A 17,227-nucleotide genomic window follows, 5' to 3' on the forward strand; every position below is an offset into this window, starting at 1 on the left:
TTATCTCTCCTAAACTGCTGCTGCACCTGAACAAATTTCAGCAAGCTCTTGAGTAATCATAGCTTGTCTTACTTTGTTATAATCTAAATTAAGCTGATCAATAATATCACCAGCGTTGTCTGTAGCATTTTTCATAGCTAACATACGAGCTGCTTGCTCACATGCTGCATTTTCAAGTATAGCTCCACGAACTTGCGCTTCGATATATCTTACACATAAAGCATTAAGAACTTCTTCAATATCTCTTTCATAGATATAATCCCAATGACCTTTAGAAGCTTCTGCTTTATTAGCCTCTTTCTCTTCATCAGTAAATACATCTTGTATTGGAAGTAGTGTTTGCTGTATTGGCTTTTGCTTAATAGTACTTTCGAAATGATTGCTATTTAAATATATACGGTCAATTTTACCACTTATATATTCTTCAAGCATTACACTAACAGCACCACTAATTGCTTTGATACTACCCTCTTTATCTTTATCAGAATAATGAGCTGTAGCTACAACATTAACACCTTTAAGTTTTCTAAAGAATGCCTCAGCTTTCGCTCCCACCACACAAATATCAACACCAACCTTATTATCAAGATTTTTCTTGATGTCTTTAAGCATATGTTTAAATAAGTTGATATTTAAACCACCACAAAGACCTCTATCTGTTGAAGTGACTATATAGCCAACTCTTTTGATCTCACGATCTAAAAGATAAGGGTTTGGATAATCAATACTAGCTGCTACGACATTTTTAATAATTGTATTAGCACAGTTAACATAAGGGCGCACATTGTTCATTTTAACAATAGCTCCTCTCATCTTACTTGCTGCTACAAGCTCCATTGCACCAGTGATTTTCTGTGTATTTTTTACACTGGCAACTTTTGAGCGTATTTCTCTAGCATTAGACATAGTCTACTCCTACCAAGCTTGATTTGCTTTGCAGTCTTCTACAATTGCTTTTAATTTATCAGCAATTTCTGCATCGTATTTACCCGTAGCATTGATTTGCGATACTAATTCAGCATATTTATCTTCTGCTAAAGCATGTAATGCAGATTCAAAAGGTATAATCTCAGATACTGCTAAACTATCTAAATAACCATTATCAGCAGCATATAATGATAAGCCCATTAGCGCTACTGAAAGAGTTGAAAATTGCTTCTGTTTAAGAAGCTCTGTTACTCTTTCACCTCTGTTTAGCTGTGCTCTTGTAGCTTCATCTAAGTCAGATGCAAACTGTGAGAATGCTTCTAGCTCTCTAAATTGCGCAAGTGCTAAACGGATACCACCACCAAGCTTTTTAATAATCTTAGTTTGAGCTGCACCACCAACACGAGAAACAGAGTTTCCTGGATTAATAGCTGGTCTTAAACCTGAGTTAAACAAATCAGTTTCCAAGAAAATCTGTCCATCTGTAATTGAAATTACATTTGTAGGTACAAATGCCGAAATATCACCAGCTTGTGTTTCAATTATAGGTAATGCAGTAAGTGAACCAGTTTTACCTTTCACTTCACCATTAGTATGTTTTTCAACCCACTCTTCATTTACTCTAGCTGCTCTTTCAAGAAGTCTTGAGTGAAGATAAAATACATCACCAGGGTATGCTTCACGACCAGGTGGTCTTCTTAGTAGCAATGAAATTTGTCTATAAGCCCAAGCCTGTTTAGTCAAATCATCATATATTATAAGAGCATCTTCACCACGATCACGGAAGTATTCACCCATAGAACAACCCGCATAAGGAGCTATATATTGTAGTGCTGCTGAATCTGAAGCTGTTGCCGCCACAATAATTGTATGCTTAAGAGCATCATGCTCTTCTAACTGTCTTACAATGTTTGCAATTGTTGAAGCTTTTTGACCTATAGCAACATAAACACATTTCACACCAGAATCTTTTTGGTTAATGATTGTGTCTACAGCGATTGCTGTTTTACCAATCTGTCTATCACCAATAATAAGTTCACGCTGTCCACGACCAATTGGAACCATTGAATCGATTGACTTAATACCTGTTTGTAAGGCTTGATCAACTGATTTTCTCCAAATCACACCAGGTGCAATTTTTTCAATAGGAGATGTAAGATCTGTTGCAACTTCACCTTTACCATCAATTGGGTTACCAAGAGCGTCAACAACTCTTCCTAAAAGCTCGTTACCTACTGGCACTTCAAGGATTCTACCTGTGCAGTAAGCTTTATCGCCTTCACTGATGTTGTCATACTCACCTAAAACAACAGCTCCAACAGAGTCAGTATTTAAGTTTAATGCTAGACCATAGATATCACCTGGAAGCTTTATCATCTCACCAGCTGTAACATCATTTAAACCATAAATTGTAACAATACCATCAGATACACTTACTATTGTACCCTCTGATTTTAGTTCGATAGTATCATCGAACTTTTCGATTCTTTGTTTGATTAGACCACTAATCTCTGAAGGACTTAGTTGCATACTTATTTCCTATAAATTTTATGATAATAAAATACTTTTCATTTTTTCTAAACGACCAGATACAGAATCATCTATAACCGTATCACCAACTCTTACTATTGCTCCACCTATCAATGACTCATCAATTTTGACATCTAGCTCTACTGAACAGTTAAATCTCTTCTCTAAACTAGCTTTAAGATTTTTCAGCATAGTTTTATCAGCCTTATAAGCCAAAGTTACCGACGCCGCTTTATTATTAGATTGAGCATTTTTTAGAGCCTGGAATTCTATTGCTATACTAGGCAAAACTTCAAGCCTATTGTTTTCTGCCAATAATGCAAGAAAATTAGCAAAGTTTGAATCAAGATCTTTTTTTGTAGCCTTAACAATCTCAGATTGAGATATCATTGGACTCATAACAATTTGAGCAATTGCTTTACTTTCAACAACTTGAGAAAAACTAGTTAACTCTTTAGCCCACTGATCTACAGCATTCTGCTCACTAGCGAATTCATATGCTGCTTTTGCATAAGGTTTCGCAATTATAGTCATACTAGCCATATACTATCACCTACTAATTAAACATTTGCCACAAAATCTTTTAAGATTTTATTGCTTGATTCTTCATCAACTTGCGCTGATATAATTTTACTTGCTCCAGCCATTGCTAATGTAACAAGCTCATCTTTAAGCTCTTCTCTAGCTTTAACTTTTTCTTGTTCAATTTCTGACATTGCCATACTCTTGATTTTGTCTGCAGCTACGATAGCTTCTTCTTTAGCTTGCTCATCAACTTTATGAGCTCTTGAGTAAGCACTTTCAACTATTTCTGTCGCTTTTGCTTTTGCTTCGTTTAGAACTTCAGCTGACTGACGCTTTGCAACTTCAAGCTCTCGTGAAGCTCTGTCTGCAGAAGCTAATCCATCCGCTATCTTTTCTCTACGCTCGTCTAAAGCTTTACGCAGTGGCGGCCATACAAACTTCATTGTAAACACAACGAAGATTGCAAATGTTATCATTTGACCGACTAGGGTAATATTGATATCCATCTACTTATCCTTTAGATAATGAAACTTATAATTTTAACTACGCGCCAACAACTTTAGTAGCTGCTTCAGCTAAACCTGGTATAGCTAGTGGGTTTGCATAAAGAACTAAGAAACCAATAGCAATTGAAATCGCTGCGAACGCATCAACGAATGCTGCAACAATAAACATACGGCCAAGTAGCATACCACCTAGCTCAGGCTGCCTTGCAACACCTTCAAGATATTTACCACCTAGCACACCAAAACCAATCGCTGTACCTAATGCTGGTAAAGATATCAATAACGCTACTGCTATCGCTGTTAAACCATTTAAGTTTCCTAAAACTTGTAAAGACATATCCATTTTTATTTCTCCTGTTTTTAATTTATAGATTTTACGGTTAATTTAACTTCTTTAATGCGCTTCTTGTGCCATATTCAAGTACACCACAGTCAACATCATAAATACAAATGCTTGGATTAATACTATTAGTATATGGAATATTGCCCATATTCCACCAAGCGACCATTGAAACCACCATGGCAACAATGCTATCAAAATAAATATTAATTCACCAGCAAATATATTACCGAATAAACGTAGTGAAAGTGAAACTGGCTTAACCACTTCATCAATAAGTCTAAAGAAAATATTTAGTGGGAATAACCATATACCAAATGGTGCACTTAAGATCTCTTTAAATAAACCAAAACCTTTTGCTCTGATATTGTAAAATATGACCAAGAAGAATACAGCAAATGACATAGCAAACGTGACATTTGGATCTGCTGTTGGAACAACTCTAAAGTAAACTTCATGACTATTTGTAAAGAAGCTAATAATCCATCCAAACAAATCCACTGGTAATAAATCCATAAGATTCATAAGCACAACCCAAACAAATATTGTAAGAGCAAGAGGTGTAACGAAATTACGATTAAACTGATAGTTTTCTGCAACTAATCCATCCATCCACTCCCAAACAGCTTCAATCATATTTTGAAACTTTCCAGGAACTCCTGAATTTGCTTTTCTTGCCGCCATAAACATAACAAGCACAAATAATGCACCTAAAATAGAGCTTACAAGAAGAGAATCAACGTTTAGCTGCCAAAAAGCACCTTCACCTAAAGAAACTTGCCAATGATGCAAGTGATGTTGAACATAATTAGTTGCAACTTGAGCCCCAGCTTCTGTATTTGCCATTAGTATTCCACCAATTATTAAAAACTTTTAAACTATAACATAAAAGCGCCTATCTAACTTTTTTAGTTAAGATAGGCACAAAACACACTACTAATTGTAGCAAAACTAATCCAAAAATGTAAGCAAATAATTTTGGTTTTATATAAATAGCTAACATAATTGTAACAATAGCGACTATACAGAGCTTTAAAAACTCACTCATATAAAATATCAGTATTTCCACTCCCGGGGAAAATTGCTTACTTATAAAAAGACGAAAAAAGAATAAAAAATTTGCCAAAAACATTAGCAGAGAGCCCATTAAAAAAGATTTTGCATAGACTAAACCATACATAGATGAAACTATCAAAAACCCAATAATTATTAGTATAAGCTGAAGAGATACGAACCTCTTATAATCTAACTTAATATTTGCTAACATCTGATTTATGTTTTATAAACTTCTGATTGCCTAAATGGTAACAGATAATAAAAATATGACAACACAAAGTATAGGCTCAAAAGCATTATAGCTCTTGTGATTTGTTTTTTCCAAAAACAGCCTTAAATGCCACGTACAGATAATTACACATAGAATATACTGTTAAAATAACAGCTATATATAGCATCAAAAAGCCCAGAAAAATAAACCAAGTATTGAAGCTTGAGTAATCAACCCCCTTCTCAAAATTAATTGCTGGCTTAATAAGAAATATAAATAACGCTGCCATTTGAGCACTGGTTTTTACTTTACCCCAAATCCCAACCTTAACAACACTACGCTGACCAAGCTCTGCCATCCACTCTCTTAAAGCTGAGACCAATATCTCACGACAAATCATTGCGATTGCAGGTATAGTAGCCCACCAATAAGGGTACATTTCTATAAATAAACATAAAGCAGTTGCAACTATAAGCTTGTCAGCAACTGGATCTAAAAATGCACCAAGCTTGCTTGTTTGCTCCCACTTACGAGCCAAATAACCATCCAACCAATCTGTAGCTGCACCAAGCAAAAACAAAGTTGCTGTTACACCATGATGATGCGGAAACGGGTAATAGAAACAAATCAGAATAAATGGTATAAGCAACAACCTACCAAAAGTTAGAATATTAGGTAAATTCAAAAACATCTTTAGGCTCCTGTATGGCCAAATCCACCAGCTCCACGACTTGAGTCTGATGTAAAATCATCAACAAGCTCAAAATCAGCTTGAACAACTGGAACAATAACCAGTTGAGCAAATCTCATTAGAGGCTCTATCACTATATCTTGCTGAGACCTATTAAAACACGAAACTTTTAGCTCTCCTTGATAATCAGAATCTATCAACCCTGTACCATTCCCAAGCACTAAACCTTTTTTATGCCCCAGTCCAGAGCGAGGAAGAATTAAAGCTGCATAGTTTGGATCAGCCACATGAATCGCCACACCTGTTCCAACAAGCTTACACTCACCTGACTTTAAGACTACATCACCTTCAACACAAGCATTTAAATCAATAGCTGCTGAACCAGTTGTACCATATTGAGGTATGCCCTTGATTTTTTCATCAAGTATCTTCATTTGAATTTTCATAATCAAATCCTACAAAATAACTATGTACACTATATCACAAACACGCCACATAAATAACCAAGCAATACAAAAATTGGTAATGCCGGCATATAACCATCAAGCCTATCAAGTACACCACCATGCCCAGGCAATAAATTACCACTATCTTTGACACCAGCAATTCTCTTCATCATACTCTCAAAGACATCACCAATAACAGACAGTACTGCCACTAAAGCACTTATTATCATCATCGCTATATATTGTGTAACTGTTAACTCCATATAAAACAAGAAAACTACTGACACAAGCACAGAGCAAATCAATCCACCCAACAAACCTTCAATAGTTTTATTTGGACTTAAGCGTGGCAACATCTTTCTCTTGCCAATAGCCTTGCCTGTAAAATAAGCACCGCTATCTGCTGCTGCAACAACAAGGATAAACATAAATATCCAAGCAACTCCATTACTATGCAAAATATACAATGATGCACAAAAGGGTGCTATAGCAAAAAGACCCATAACAAGAATTTGTGAACGATCTAATGTACTTATTTTATTCCTTTCATATTGAGATAGCTTAAAGATTGCATATAACCAAAAAACTGGAAACACATACATAACATACTCAAAAAATCCTGAAACAACAAATGTCGCAACCCCAAAAATAACCAGATTTCTTGTTATTTTATCCTCAGAAGTATTTGCAAACTTTAACCATTCTATTGCTGCCAATATAGCCAGCAAAAAAACACCAACCCCAAATAAATAATCTGTAGCATACAATAAAAAAGCAAAGATAATAGCCGCAAGAACTACCCCAGTTAATATTCTTTGTCCCATAAAATCCTCTTATTTTTTAAATTTGTTCACCACTACGACCAAAACGGCGTTGTCTACCATAAAAACAATCTGTAGCTTTTTTCATTTCTTCTTTATCAAAATCAGGCCACATCACATCTGTAAAATACATTTCAGCATAAGCAACTTGCCAAAGCATAAAGTCACTCAACCTAACTTCTCCACTTGTCCTAATAAGCAAATCAACCGGTACTTCTCCAGCTAGCAAATAGCTTTCAAGCTTTGAATTTGTCAATAAACCAGTATTTTCCTTACACACAACTCCATCTTCGACCATTTTTTGTATAGCTTGCAAAATATCCCATCTACCAGCATAGTCAACAGCTAGTCGCAGATTTAAACCACTATTATTTCTTGTAAGCTCTTCTGACTCATCAATTTCTTTCAACAGCTCTTGCGATAAGCGACTCTTATCTCCAATCACATTTAACTTTATATTATTTTGATGAAGTTTAGAGCTCTTTTCTTCAAGAGTTTTACAAAAAAGCTTCATTAGATCATCAACCTCATCCTGAGGTCGTGACCAATTATCTCTCCCAAAAGCAAAAAGTGTAAGTACCTCTATGGCGTTTTCCGCACAATATTCAATAACAGCATCAACACTTTTGACAGCCTTTCTATGACCAAATATTCGAGGTTTAAACCGTGATTTTGCCCAACGACCATTACCATCCATAATGATAGCAATATGCTTGAGTGAGTTTTCCTCAGCTTTGGACATTTATAACTACAGTAAAATTAGACTATATAAATGATAAAAAAAGATAATAAGAAATACAAGAGTTATTATAGATAAAGACTAAACAGCCATTAAATCCTGCTCTTTTTTAGCAGCCAGAGAATCTGCTTGAGCAATCATTTTATCTGTAATTTTTTGAATACCAGCTTCTGCTCTTTTTGCTTCATCTTCATTGATTTCTTTTTCTTTAAGAAGATCTTTGATATCCCCGTTAGCATCACGACGAATATTACGGATAGAAATTCTACCATTTTCAGTCTCAGACTTAACAAGTTTCACAAGCTCTTTTCTACGCTCTTCATTTAACGCAGGCATAGGTACTCGCAAACTATCTCCTAAGTTTGTAGGGTTTAAACCCAAATCAGAAGTAATAATAGCCTTCTCTATTTGACCAGACAACCCTTTTTCCCACGGGGTAATACCTAAAGTTCTAGCATCTAAAACATTAACATTAGCAACCTGAGTAATCGAAGTTGGAGTGCCATAATAGTCTATAGTCACATGAGCTAAAATATCCGGATGTGCTCGACCTGTTCTAATTTTAGCCAAATCATCAGCCAAAACATCCAAAGACTTATTCATACGAACTTCAGCATCTTGAAGAATTTCGTTAATCATATTAAAAATTTCCTTTTAAATTTAACCTAAACCAACCCAGGTACCATACTTAGAGGTAGTTACCGCATCAAGTAAAGCGTCAGGTTGAGACATATCAAACACATATATTGGTAGATTAAAATCTCTACATTGTGTAAATGCTCCCAGATCCATCACGCTTAACTCTTTTGCAACAACTTCATCAAAACTTATTGACTCATAGCGCTTAGCATCAGAGTGCTTATTAGGATCCCTATCATACACACCATCAACTGTAGTTGCTTTTAGCAATGCATCTGCACCAATCTCTATAGCACGCAAGCTTGCTGTAGTATCTGTAGTTACGTAGGGGTTACCTGTGCCACCAGCAAAAACTACAACCTTACCACAAGCCATAACTTGATTAAACTCATGAGCTGAGGCTGATTTTATCAAACCATCAACTCCTTTTGCTGAAAAAATCTCGGTATCAACACCCTCGCTTATCAACATATCGCGTAAAGCAAGAGCATTTATCATAGTAGCAATCATACCCATTGAGTCAGCTGTAGCTCGGCGTATTTTGTCACCAAAATCAGCCCTACCTCCTCGCAGAATATTTCCACCACCAATAACTATAGCAACCTCAATTCCTGAATCCACAAGAGTTTTGATTTGTTTAAGAATAGGTTTTGCAGAATCAACGCTTATTCCAAAGCTTTGATCTGCAGAAAGTGATTCTCCACTAAGCTTAATAAGAATTCTTTTAAGCTTGGGAGCATTTTTAGATAGATCTTGCGTATCGCTAGACATATATTAACCTTTGATTTGGTTCATTACCTCAGCAGCAAAGTCTTCTTCTTTTTTCTCAATACCTTCACCAACATCCAGACGGATAAAACTTACAACTTTAGCATTATTTTGCTTAACAAGTTGTTCAACCTTTACATTTGGATCTTTAACGAAAGCTTGACCTAAAAGTGCAACTTCATCCAAGAACTTACGGATTCTACCACCAATCATTTTTTCGATGATTTCAGCAGGCTTACCACTTTCTTTTGCTTGAGCCGTGAAAATTTCTTTTTCTTTAGCCACCACATCTGCAGGAACATCTTCACCAGATACAACCATAGGATTTACTGCAGCAACATGCATAGCGATATCTTTAGCAAGATCTTCACTACCGCCTTCTAATGCAGCAACAACACCGATTTTACCACCATGAACATAAGCTCCTAAAGTTTCAGCTTCTACAGCTTTCATTCTACGAACCTGAATGTTTTCACCTATTTTAGCAACTAGATTTTTTCTAGCTTGCTCAACAGTTTCGCCACCCATATCAGCTTCTAGGACTGCTTCTATAGTTTTAGCATTAGCAGCATGTGCAGCTTTTACTGCAGCAGTAGCAAATGCTTTAAAGCTATCATCACGAGCTACAAAGTCAGTCTCTGAGTTGATCTCAATCAAAACAGCTCTGCCATCAGCTGCATAAGCTTCAATTACACCTTCAGCAGCAACACGAGACGCTTTCTTATCAGCTTTTGCTTGTCCAGAAATTCTCATTTCTTCAGCAGCTTTTTCAATATCACCTTCAGTGGCAACTAGAGCTTTTTTACACTCCATCATGCCAGCACCAGTTCTTTCTCTAAGTTCTTTTACTAATTTAGCAGAAATATTAGACATTGTTTTATAAATCCTATTTAGTTAGCTTGTTGTTCTTGTACTTCTTCACCTTTAGCTACTACTGCTCTATCTAAACCTTGAGCATCAATAATAGCGTCAGCAAACTTATTCATATAGAATGTGATTGCTTTAACAGCATCATCATTACCAGGAATAATATAGTCAATACCTTCAGGGTTTGAGTTAGTATCTACAACAGACACTACTTTAATACCTAATTTTTGAGCTTCTTGAATAGCGATGTGCTCTTTATTACTATCAATAACAACGATTGCATCAGGAATACCACCCATTTCTTTAATACCACCAAGAACTTTTTCAAGCTTCTCGATAGTTCTCATGTTTTGTAGCATTTCTTTTTTAGTTAAAGATTCAAAAGTACCATCGTCTCTCATTTTCTCTAACTGCGCTAATCTTTTGATAGATTGCTTAACTGTTTTGTAGTTAGTAAGCATTCCACCTAACCATCTATGGCTTACAAACGGCATACCACATCTAGTAGCTTGCTCTTCGATAATGTTTTGAGCTTGACGCTTTGTGCCAACAAACATAACTTTACCGCCATTAGCTACAGTTTTACCAACAAAGTTTACTGCATCTTGGAACAATGGAACTGATTTCTCAAGGTTAATAATATGAACACCATGGTTAATACCAAAGATGAATTCATTCATTTGAGGGTTCCAGAAAGCTTTTTTGTGACCAAAGTGAACACCAGCTTCTAACATTTCTTTCATTAAAGACATTTTATTTTCCTTATTATGGGTTATATCTAGTACCTTTATGACTTCAAATATCCACTATAGACACCCTTTGAAATCATATTTTAATTTTAAGATACATGATTTTTTTAATTAAACAATTACTCAGTTTTAAAACTTAAGCCCGCATATTCTATCACACTTAAACTCGTACAAAAAACAAATATTAACAATATCTCTTAATTATTGGGCGAAATTAATATATAAAATGTTACAATAATAAAAAAATCTTTACCCATAAAATCATGATCTCTTTAATAGTCGCTTACGATAAAAATTTTGGCATAGGCAGAGAAAACACTCTTGCTTGGAAGCTATCAGAAGATTTAAAAAATTTCAAAAAAATAACAGAACATAATTATATAGTAATGGGCAGAAAAACTTTTGAATCAATCGGCCGCCCTTTACCTAATCGCAAAAACATAATCCTAACTAGGGACAAAGAATATACGCAGGAAAAATGCTTAATTATAAATAGTGTGCAAGAAATACTAAACTTTGCAAAATCAAAACCTCACTACGAAATATTTATAATTGGTGGCGCTCAAATTTATAATGAGTTTTTACCGCATGCCGATAGGCTATATATCACAAAAGTAAACGCCGAACTAACAAACTTAGATGCTTTTTTCCCTAAATGGAACGAACAAAAATACAAACGAATAGCTCATAAAAACTTTGCTCAAGACAGCAAAAATGAATTTGAATTTGATTTCAGTGTTTTTGAAAAAGCTTGATTTTTCTTACAACTTAAAAGCTATTTAATAGATTTTTCAATTTATATATCGTATAGTTAATATTCATTACCGTAAGGTTTTCTGTAATATGCACGAACAAGTATCAGATACAGTACTAATGGTCGAACCAAATAATTTTGGTTTTAATCAAGAATGTTATGAAGATAACTCTTTTCAGCAAGAATCAAGTCTAAACTCACAAACTCTACAAGCCATGGCAAAAGATGAGTTTTATGAAATGATAAACTACCTTAGGTCAAGGAACATAAATATCATTATAATGAAGTCAGATTCAGACTCACCAGATGCTGTGTTTGTAAATGACTGGTTGTCAACTCATAAGATAGACGGCAAACATTACCTATTTGTTTACCCTCTTTTATCTGCAATACGACGAGCAGAAGTTGAACCTCAAAAACTCAAAAATCTTCTCAAGGAAAAGTTAGGACTAGATTATAAAATCAAAGATTTTCGTGGTGATTTCTCAAGACATTTAGAAGGTAATGCTGCAATGGTTTTTGATAAGACTCATAAGAAGATATTTTTATCATTATCTAGACGTGGCGATAAAGAATTAGCTCAAAAGGTTGCTGATGAATTAGGCTTTGATTTAATAACATTTACAGCATTAGACCATAAAAACAAACCCATATACCAAACAACACAAATATTAAGTATCGGCGAAAAACTAATTTTTGTATGCCTTGAGTCTATTAAATGCGAAAAAGAAAGAGATATTGTGGCTAAAGCGCTACAAGATTCTGGAAAAACTATCATAGACCTTTCAAAGAAACAAATATCCCTAAGATGTTGCAACAACCTAGAAGTAAAAAATGCTCAAGGCAGAAGTTTTTTAATACTCTCAGCGACAGCAAATATGGGTTTAACGGAAAACCAAACACAAATGATAGATCAATATTGTGAAAGACTAGCATGTAGTGTTAAAACTATCGAAGATGTTGGGGGCGGCACTGCAAGATGTATGGTTTCTGAAATTATTAAATAACACCCTTCCTCAGTAAAAATATACTAAATACTACAAACCCTCACTCGCAGCAAAAACATACTCCTCAACCACCTCACCACCAATCAAATGCTTTTGTATGATTTCTTCTAAGACATCAGGAGTACATGAGTGATACCAAACATTATCAGGATGAACAACTGCCACAGGCCCTTTTTGACAAATTCTTAGACAGTAAGTTTTCGACCTATATATATGGCCATTCTGAGCTAAATTTAATTCATTAAGTCTAGCCTTGAGATACTCCCAAGATCTTAAAGACTCTTCGCCATTACAGCACTTTTGTCTCTCCTGATCACAACATAAAAATATATGCTTACTAATATTTTCCAGACCTAGTTTTTTTGCTTTTTCATCTAATGAAAGAGGCATTTTATTTTCTCCAATCAAAACAGTACTATTATCAGTTACTATAGCTTACAATTATGATTGAGAATATTAACAAATATAGGCTGGAAATGGAAAGAAATATATCAAATGAAACATTAGAAGAACTTGCAAAAGTACATATAAACGATATGAGGAGTCGTAGACGGTGGCGATTCATCATAAGAGCACTTATTTTGCTAGTGATTATTGTTGCATTTATTCCTAGCTTATTTAGTTCTTCTAAAGATCTAAAACAACATATTGCCTTAGTAAAAATAGATGGGGTAATCGCAAGTGACTCAGCAGCTAATGCTGAACGCATCAACGAAAGCCTTGATAATGCTTATAGTAATAAAAAAACTAAGGCTGTCTTCATTGAAATAAATAGCCCAGGAGGATCGCCTGTCCAATCTGACGATATCTACGAACATATGAAATACTTACAACAAAAGCACCCTAAAATACCTATGTATGCAATCTGTACAGATATATGTGCAAGTGGTGGTTACTATATCGCAGCTGGAGCAAAAGAAATCTATGCAAATAAAATGTCTCTCACTGGATCTATAGGTGTAATTGGTAATAGTTTTGGTTTCACAGAACTGATGAAGAAGCTAGGTGTAGAAAGAAGAACATATGCTGCAGGTAAAAACAAAAACTTCCTAGATCCCTTTGCTCCTAAAAACGATGAACAAACCAAAGACTTTGAAAAACTACTAAATGAAACTCACCAAGTATTCATTGAAGCTGTTGAAAAATCTCGAGGTGATAGACTAAAAAACAAATCAATGAACACCACCTTCTCAGGAGAACCTTTCAGCGGTATAGAGGCAAAAAAAATTGGGTTAATAGACGGCTTTTCTTCTGTCAATAAGCTTAAACGAGATAAATATAATGACCTTGATATTATTGACTACACCGAACCCCAAGACTTCTTCACAGATTTATCTCAAAAACTAGGTTCATCTATTTATTATAAAGCTCTTTCAGAAACTGGCTTTAGTATGAAATAATTAACAATTAGTATTGAAACATCTAAAAACCATGACTATAATCGATAATTAACAAGTGTTTAAAAACAAAAACAACAAGGAAATAAATATGAAAAAAACTATCTTAGGTGCAGCTATCGCCGGCGGTTTACTTATATCTGCAACTTCAGCTTTTGCTGGCGGTGTCGGTTTTGCAAATGTTCAAGACGTATTTGAAACTTCTCCTCTTGGTAAAGCTAAAGTAACAGCTGATGAGAAAAAACTAAAACCTCAAATGGATGAGCTTAAAAAGAACATCACTACATTACAGCAAAAAGTAAACTCTTATACTGAAGAGAAAGATGATGTTGCTAATGACGATGCAAAAGGTGATCAAAAAGATGCTGCTACTGCAGATAAAGCTGAAAACACTGATAAAGCTCAAGCTCAGGCTGATCTTGAAAAAGCTATGAAGCAATACCAAGACCTTATGAACCAAGTTCAAAAAATGGCTTCTGATGATGCTGATGCATTTAAAGCTTCTTTAACTAAAGCTTCTGCTGATGTTGCAAAAGAAAAACAACTTGATGCTATATTGCCAGCTGAAATGAGCCTATATAATGTAGATAGCATTGATGTAACTAAAGAAATAGTTGCTAAAATGAAGTAGTTTCTACTCAAATCTTCCTTCTTTAAAAAATCCTTTTATCCTAATATCAAAAAGCTTCTTTTTTTTATATCGAAAGCTATGTATAATCTATATTTAGATATCATAACTAAAATCATAGAAATAAGAAAATAATCATGGAAAATATAGGAACTTTCGTATCACAAAACTTATTGTTTTGCCTTTCATTTATATTAATATTAGCTATTTATATAATCTTTGAATTGACTCAAACAAAAAAATCTCAATACAATCTTTCTGTTGCTGATGCTGTATTAGTTGTAAACAGAAATAAAGGTATATATCTAGATACTAGAGATCAAGAGTCTTTTATAAATGCTCATATTATTGGTGCGCATAATATTACTGCGAATGAACTAAGTGAAAAACATAAAAAACTAGCAAAATACAAGGCTAAACCTATAGTAATATATGGAAACCAACCTGAAAAATCAATGCTTGTATTACGTAAAGAAGGTTTTGAGCAGGTATATACATTAAAAGGTGGCTTAAGCGCATGGCTACAAGCAAGCTACCCAGTGAAATCACTCTCTAAATAATTCAATAAACAAACAAGGATTGTAATAATGGATCAACAACAACCACAATTCCAGATACAAAAAGTTTATGTAAAAGATTTATCTTTTTCAGTGCCAAATTCAGATAAAATTTGGACTACAGAATGGAAACCACAACTTCATACTGACTTAAAAGTAAATGCTCAAAACTTGCCAGAAGAAAATACTTATGAAAGTGAGCTAACAGTAGAGGTTAAAGTTGAAAATGATGGGGTTGTAGCTTTTGAAATAGAGGTTAAGCAAGCTGGTATATTTACTGTAGCAAATATGGAAGAAGGCCAGATTGAACATGCTAAGCAAGCTTTTTGTCCAAATATCCTTTACCACTATGCTCGTGAGGCTATTTCAGACTTAGTAAACTCTGGTGGCTTCCCACAATTATGCTTATCCGCAGTAAACTTTGATGCAATGTATCAAGACTCTTTAGCTAATGCTGAAGATGGTAAAAAACACTAACTTCATAGAGGTCAACATGAGTAAAGAAAAAGCTTTAGAGTCAGCACTATCACAAATTGAAAAGCAGTTCGGTAAAGGTGCTGTAATGAAATTAGGTGAGCAACAAGCAAACCATGATATTGAAGTGATTCCTGCAGGTGTGATTGCACTTGATGTCGCTCTTGGTATTGGCGGTTATCCTAAAGGTCGTATCATAGAAATATACGGTCACGAATCTTCTGGTAAAACCACATTAACCTTGCTTGCTATAGCTCAATGCCAAAAGCAAGGCGGTACAGCTGCTTTTATTGATGCTGAACATGCATTAGACCCTAAATATGCAAAACTTTTAGGCGTAGATGTAGATAATCTAATTATTTCACAACCTGATACAGGTGAGCAAGCTTTAGAGATAGCAGATATGTTGGTGCGTTCTGGTGGTGTAGATATAGTTGTAGTAGATTCAGTGGCAGCACTTACTCCTAAAGCAGAGATTGAAGGTGATATGGGTGACTCTCACATGGGGTTACAAGCTAGGCTTATGTCTCAAGCTTTACGTAAACTTACTGCAAATATCAAACGCTCAAATACTCTTGTAATGTTTATTAACCAAATTCGTATGAAGATTGGTGTAATGTTTGGCAATCCTGAAACTACTACAGGCGGTAATGCTCTTAAGTTTTACTCTTCTGTAAGATTAGAAGTTCGTAAAGGTGCTGCCATTAAGGATGGTGATGTTGTAAATGGTAACGCTATCAAAGTTAAGATAGTTAAAAACAAAGTAGCTCCTCCTTTTAGACAATGTGAGTTTGAACTTATATATGGTGAGGGAATATCTCTTGAAGCAGAACTTGTTGATCTAGGTGCTAAGCATGGTATCGTTGAAAAATCAGGTGCTTGGTATAGCTATAATGGTAGTAAAATTGGTCAAGGTAAAGAAAAATCAAAAGATTATCTTAAAGAAAATACTGAGATTCGTGACGAGATTGAGCGTAAACTTTTAGAGTTACTTATGCCTCATAAATACGCTAAAGAAACTCAAGAGCCAAAAGCACCAGTCAAATCAGAAACAAAAAAATCAAAAGTAAAAGCTAATACTCAAGATGAGCTTATCTAAAGAAAGAAATTATCTTTTATACCTTCTAGCTAAACAAGAATATTCTCGCAAGCAACTTTCTGACAAATTACACCTAAGAGAGAATATTTCTCCAAATGAAATAGACTCTTTATTAGATGAGTTTGAAAAAAACAAATGGCTTTGTGATAAAAGATTCGCTGAGACTTTTATTCGTAATGAAGTAAATAAGTTTCGTGGCAAAAAACGTATTACAAATAGTGCAATTTACCAAAAAGGTCTAAGTGGCGAACTAGTTAATAATACTTTTGATGAGTTAGAGATTGACTGGTTTGAACAATGCTCAAAATGTCTTAACAAAAAATACAAAAACACTTCATTATTTCAAACAGATTTAAAGCTAAAACAAAAAGCAATGAACTATTTAGCGTACAATGGTTTTTGTTATGAAGAAATAAGTTTTGCAATCAAGGGTGAATTTTAGAAACTTTTGCTGTAATATTCAGTATGTAGTTATCAAATAACAGCACTATATTTG

24 protein-coding genes are annotated in these 17,227 nt (G+C 34.7%); 8 read left to right on the forward strand and 16 right to left on the reverse strand.

What is annotated here, in order from left to right:
- Positions 1–9 precede the first annotated feature (9 nt).
- The 15 genes from FLM55_RS04920 to rpsB form a co-directional block, all read right to left on the reverse strand.
- Entirely contained in the window at positions 10–906 is an 897-nt protein-coding gene (locus FLM55_RS04920; RefSeq protein WP_112869264.1) for a F0F1 ATP synthase subunit gamma, read from the reverse strand.
- A gap of 9 nt (positions 907–915) precedes the next feature.
- Positions 916–2,457, reverse strand: coding sequence for a F0F1 ATP synthase subunit alpha (gene atpA, locus FLM55_RS04925; protein ID WP_112869263.1), 1,542 nt, complete (start codon positions 2,455–2,457; stop codon positions 916–918).
- Between the two features lie 18 nt (positions 2,458–2,475).
- Positions 2,476–3,000, reverse strand: coding sequence for a F0F1 ATP synthase subunit delta (locus FLM55_RS04930; RefSeq protein ID WP_178948308.1), 525 nt, complete (start codon positions 2,998–3,000; stop codon positions 2,476–2,478).
- A gap of 17 nt (positions 3,001–3,017) precedes the next feature.
- The gene (locus FLM55_RS04935; RefSeq protein ID WP_178948309.1) at positions 3,018–3,488 is read right to left on the reverse strand and encodes a F0F1 ATP synthase subunit B; all 471 of its coding nucleotides are present in this window, start codon (positions 3,486–3,488) and stop codon (positions 3,018–3,020) included.
- Between the two features lie 37 nt (positions 3,489–3,525).
- Positions 3,526–3,831, reverse strand: coding sequence for a F0F1 ATP synthase subunit B (locus FLM55_RS04940; protein WP_071663574.1), 306 nt, complete (start codon positions 3,829–3,831; stop codon positions 3,526–3,528).
- Between the two features lie 51 nt (positions 3,832–3,882).
- Complete coding sequence (gene atpB / locus FLM55_RS04945) at positions 3,883–4,674, reverse strand: F0F1 ATP synthase subunit A (RefSeq protein WP_178948310.1); 792 nt, start codon at positions 4,672–4,674, stop codon at positions 3,883–3,885.
- 49 nt (positions 4,675–4,723) lie between these two features.
- Positions 4,724–5,095, reverse strand: a complete 372-nt coding sequence (locus FLM55_RS04950; RefSeq protein ID WP_112869259.1) for an ATP synthase subunit I — start codon at positions 5,093–5,095, stop codon at positions 4,724–4,726.
- Between the two features lie 85 nt (positions 5,096–5,180).
- A complete protein-coding gene (pgsA, locus tag FLM55_RS04955) occupies positions 5,181–5,786 on the reverse strand; it encodes a CDP-diacylglycerol--glycerol-3-phosphate 3-phosphatidyltransferase (RefSeq protein ID WP_112869258.1) in 606 nt (201 codons plus the stop codon).
- A 2-nt stretch (positions 5,787–5,788) separates the two neighbouring features.
- Positions 5,789–6,232: a dUTP diphosphatase gene (gene dut / locus FLM55_RS04960; protein WP_178948311.1), complete on the reverse strand. Its 444-nt coding sequence runs from the start codon at positions 6,230–6,232 to the stop codon at positions 5,789–5,791.
- Positions 6,233–6,261: 29 nt separating this feature from the next.
- The gene (locus FLM55_RS04965) at positions 6,262–7,056 is read right to left on the reverse strand and encodes a phosphatidate cytidylyltransferase (protein WP_178948312.1); all 795 of its coding nucleotides are present in this window, start codon (positions 7,054–7,056) and stop codon (positions 6,262–6,264) included.
- Positions 7,057–7,072: 16 nt separating this feature from the next.
- Positions 7,073–7,795 (reverse strand): polyprenyl diphosphate synthase, encoded by a 723-nt coding sequence (gene uppS, locus FLM55_RS04970; protein ID WP_178948313.1) that lies wholly within the window; start codon positions 7,793–7,795, stop codon positions 7,073–7,075.
- Positions 7,796–7,873: 78 nt separating this feature from the next.
- Positions 7,874–8,431: a ribosome recycling factor gene (gene frr / locus FLM55_RS04975; RefSeq protein WP_178948314.1), complete on the reverse strand. Its 558-nt coding sequence runs from the start codon at positions 8,429–8,431 to the stop codon at positions 7,874–7,876.
- A 21-nt stretch (positions 8,432–8,452) separates the two neighbouring features.
- Complete coding sequence (pyrH, locus tag FLM55_RS04980; RefSeq protein ID WP_178948315.1) at positions 8,453–9,202, reverse strand: UMP kinase; 750 nt, start codon at positions 9,200–9,202, stop codon at positions 8,453–8,455.
- 3 nt (positions 9,203–9,205) lie between these two features.
- A complete protein-coding gene (gene tsf, locus FLM55_RS04985; RefSeq protein ID WP_178948316.1) occupies positions 9,206–10,072 on the reverse strand; it encodes a translation elongation factor Ts in 867 nt (288 codons plus the stop codon).
- A 17-nt stretch (positions 10,073–10,089) separates the two neighbouring features.
- Positions 10,090–10,818 carry a 30S ribosomal protein S2 gene (gene rpsB / locus FLM55_RS04990; RefSeq protein WP_112869251.1) on the reverse strand — a complete coding sequence of 243 codons (729 nt, stop codon included), beginning with the start codon at positions 10,816–10,818 and terminating at the stop codon, positions 10,090–10,092.
- Between the two features lie 260 nt (positions 10,819–11,078).
- Here rpsB and FLM55_RS04995 point away from each other — a divergent pair, with 260 nt between their 5' ends.
- Together FLM55_RS04995 and FLM55_RS05000 are read left to right on the forward strand one after the other, a co-directional pair.
- Positions 11,079–11,570, forward strand: coding sequence for a dihydrofolate reductase (locus tag FLM55_RS04995; RefSeq protein ID WP_178948317.1), 492 nt, complete (start codon positions 11,079–11,081; stop codon positions 11,568–11,570).
- A gap of 88 nt (positions 11,571–11,658) precedes the next feature.
- On the forward strand, positions 11,659–12,576 hold the full coding sequence (locus tag FLM55_RS05000; RefSeq protein ID WP_178948318.1) for an arginine deiminase-related protein: 918 nt from the start codon (positions 11,659–11,661) through the stop codon (positions 12,574–12,576).
- A 30-nt stretch (positions 12,577–12,606) separates the two neighbouring features.
- On the opposite strand, the gene FLM55_RS05005 is transcribed toward FLM55_RS05000, so the two are convergent.
- Positions 12,607–12,966, reverse strand: a complete 360-nt coding sequence (locus FLM55_RS05005) for a ferredoxin (protein ID WP_178948319.1) — start codon at positions 12,964–12,966, stop codon at positions 12,607–12,609.
- A gap of 86 nt (positions 12,967–13,052) precedes the next feature.
- Between FLM55_RS05005 and FLM55_RS05010 the strand changes: the two genes are divergently transcribed.
- The 6 genes from FLM55_RS05010 to FLM55_RS05035 all read left to right on the forward strand — a co-directional run bounded on the left by FLM55_RS05010 (position 13,053) and on the right by FLM55_RS05035 (position 17,173).
- The gene (locus FLM55_RS05010; protein ID WP_178949070.1) at positions 13,053–13,976 is read left to right on the forward strand and encodes a S49 family peptidase; all 924 of its coding nucleotides are present in this window, start codon (positions 13,053–13,055) and stop codon (positions 13,974–13,976) included.
- Positions 13,977–14,064: 88 nt separating this feature from the next.
- Positions 14,065–14,604: an OmpH family outer membrane protein gene (locus FLM55_RS05015; RefSeq protein ID WP_112869247.1), complete on the forward strand. Its 540-nt coding sequence runs from the start codon at positions 14,065–14,067 to the stop codon at positions 14,602–14,604.
- A gap of 134 nt (positions 14,605–14,738) precedes the next feature.
- Positions 14,739–15,161 carry a rhodanese-like domain-containing protein gene (locus tag FLM55_RS05020; protein WP_112869246.1) on the forward strand — a complete coding sequence of 141 codons (423 nt, stop codon included), beginning with the start codon at positions 14,739–14,741 and terminating at the stop codon, positions 15,159–15,161.
- A 27-nt stretch (positions 15,162–15,188) separates the two neighbouring features.
- Entirely contained in the window at positions 15,189–15,635 is a 447-nt protein-coding gene (secB, locus tag FLM55_RS05025) for a protein-export chaperone SecB (protein ID WP_112869245.1), read from the forward strand.
- Positions 15,636–15,651: 16 nt separating this feature from the next.
- The gene (recA, locus tag FLM55_RS05030; RefSeq protein ID WP_178948320.1) at positions 15,652–16,731 is read left to right on the forward strand and encodes a recombinase RecA; all 1,080 of its coding nucleotides are present in this window, start codon (positions 15,652–15,654) and stop codon (positions 16,729–16,731) included.
- A complete protein-coding gene (locus FLM55_RS05035; RefSeq protein WP_178948321.1) occupies positions 16,718–17,173 on the forward strand; it encodes a regulatory protein RecX in 456 nt (151 codons plus the stop codon). The genes recA and FLM55_RS05035 overlap by 14 nt, the downstream gene beginning before the upstream one ends.
- The last annotated feature ends 54 nt before the right edge of the window (positions 17,174–17,227 follow it).

Source organism: Francisella sp. Scap27 (assembly GCF_013394105.1).
In the GTDB taxonomy this organism is placed as follows: domain Bacteria; phylum Pseudomonadota; class Gammaproteobacteria; order Francisellales; family Francisellaceae; genus Francisella; species Francisella adeliensis.

Excerpts from the sequence above, each read along its gene's own strand:
- pgsA (WP_112869258.1), bottom strand. The coding sequence starts at position 5,786 with ATGTTTTTGAATTTACCTAATATTCTAACTTTTGGTAGGTTGTTGCTT.
- recA (WP_178948320.1), top strand. The coding sequence starts at position 15,652 with ATGAGTAAAGAAAAAGCTTTAGAGTCAGCACTATCACAAATTGAAAAG.
- FLM55_RS04995 (WP_178948317.1), top strand. The coding sequence starts at position 11,079 with ATGATCTCTTTAATAGTCGCTTACGATAAAAATTTTGGCATAGGCAGA.
- secB (WP_112869245.1), top strand. The coding sequence starts at position 15,189 with ATGGATCAACAACAACCACAATTCCAGATACAAAAAGTTTATGTAAAA.
- rpsB (WP_112869251.1), bottom strand. The coding sequence starts at position 10,818 with ATGTCTTTAATGAAAGAAATGTTAGAAGCTGGTGTTCACTTTGGTCAC.
- FLM55_RS04920 (WP_112869264.1), bottom strand. The coding sequence starts at position 906 with ATGTCTAATGCTAGAGAAATACGCTCAAAAGTTGCCAGTGTAAAAAAT.
- atpB (WP_178948310.1), bottom strand. The coding sequence starts at position 4,674 with ATGGCAAATACAGAAGCTGGGGCTCAAGTTGCAACTAATTATGTTCAA.
- FLM55_RS04940 (WP_071663574.1), bottom strand. The coding sequence starts at position 3,831 with ATGGATATGTCTTTACAAGTTTTAGGAAACTTAAATGGTTTAACAGCG.
- FLM55_RS04935 (WP_178948309.1), bottom strand. The coding sequence starts at position 3,488 with ATGGATATCAATATTACCCTAGTCGGTCAAATGATAACATTTGCAATC.
- uppS (WP_178948313.1), bottom strand. The coding sequence starts at position 7,795 with ATGTCCAAAGCTGAGGAAAACTCACTCAAGCATATTGCTATCATTATG.
- FLM55_RS05005 (WP_178948319.1), bottom strand. The coding sequence starts at position 12,966 with ATGCCTCTTTCATTAGATGAAAAAGCAAAAAAACTAGGTCTGGAAAAT.
- atpA (WP_112869263.1), bottom strand. The coding sequence starts at position 2,457 with ATGCAACTAAGTCCTTCAGAGATTAGTGGTCTAATCAAACAAAGAATC.
- FLM55_RS04950 (WP_112869259.1), bottom strand. The coding sequence starts at position 5,095 with ATGTTAGCAAATATTAAGTTAGATTATAAGAGGTTCGTATCTCTTCAG.
- FLM55_RS05000 (WP_178948318.1), top strand. The coding sequence starts at position 11,659 with ATGCACGAACAAGTATCAGATACAGTACTAATGGTCGAACCAAATAAT.
- pyrH (WP_178948315.1), bottom strand. The coding sequence starts at position 9,202 with ATGTCTAGCGATACGCAAGATCTATCTAAAAATGCTCCCAAGCTTAAA.
- frr (WP_178948314.1), bottom strand. The coding sequence starts at position 8,431 with ATGATTAACGAAATTCTTCAAGATGCTGAAGTTCGTATGAATAAGTCT.
- FLM55_RS05035 (WP_178948321.1), top strand. The coding sequence starts at position 16,718 with ATGAGCTTATCTAAAGAAAGAAATTATCTTTTATACCTTCTAGCTAAA.
- dut (WP_178948311.1), bottom strand. The coding sequence starts at position 6,232 with ATGAAAATTCAAATGAAGATACTTGATGAAAAAATCAAGGGCATACCT.
- FLM55_RS05010 (WP_178949070.1), top strand. The coding sequence starts at position 13,053 with ATGGAAAGAAATATATCAAATGAAACATTAGAAGAACTTGCAAAAGTA.
- FLM55_RS05020 (WP_112869246.1), top strand. The coding sequence starts at position 14,739 with ATGGAAAATATAGGAACTTTCGTATCACAAAACTTATTGTTTTGCCTT.
- FLM55_RS04965 (WP_178948312.1), bottom strand. The coding sequence starts at position 7,056 with ATGGGACAAAGAATATTAACTGGGGTAGTTCTTGCGGCTATTATCTTT.
- FLM55_RS05015 (WP_112869247.1), top strand. The coding sequence starts at position 14,065 with ATGAAAAAAACTATCTTAGGTGCAGCTATCGCCGGCGGTTTACTTATA.
- FLM55_RS04930 (WP_178948308.1), bottom strand. The coding sequence starts at position 3,000 with ATGGCTAGTATGACTATAATTGCGAAACCTTATGCAAAAGCAGCATAT.
- tsf (WP_178948316.1), bottom strand. The coding sequence starts at position 10,072 with ATGTCTAATATTTCTGCTAAATTAGTAAAAGAACTTAGAGAAAGAACT.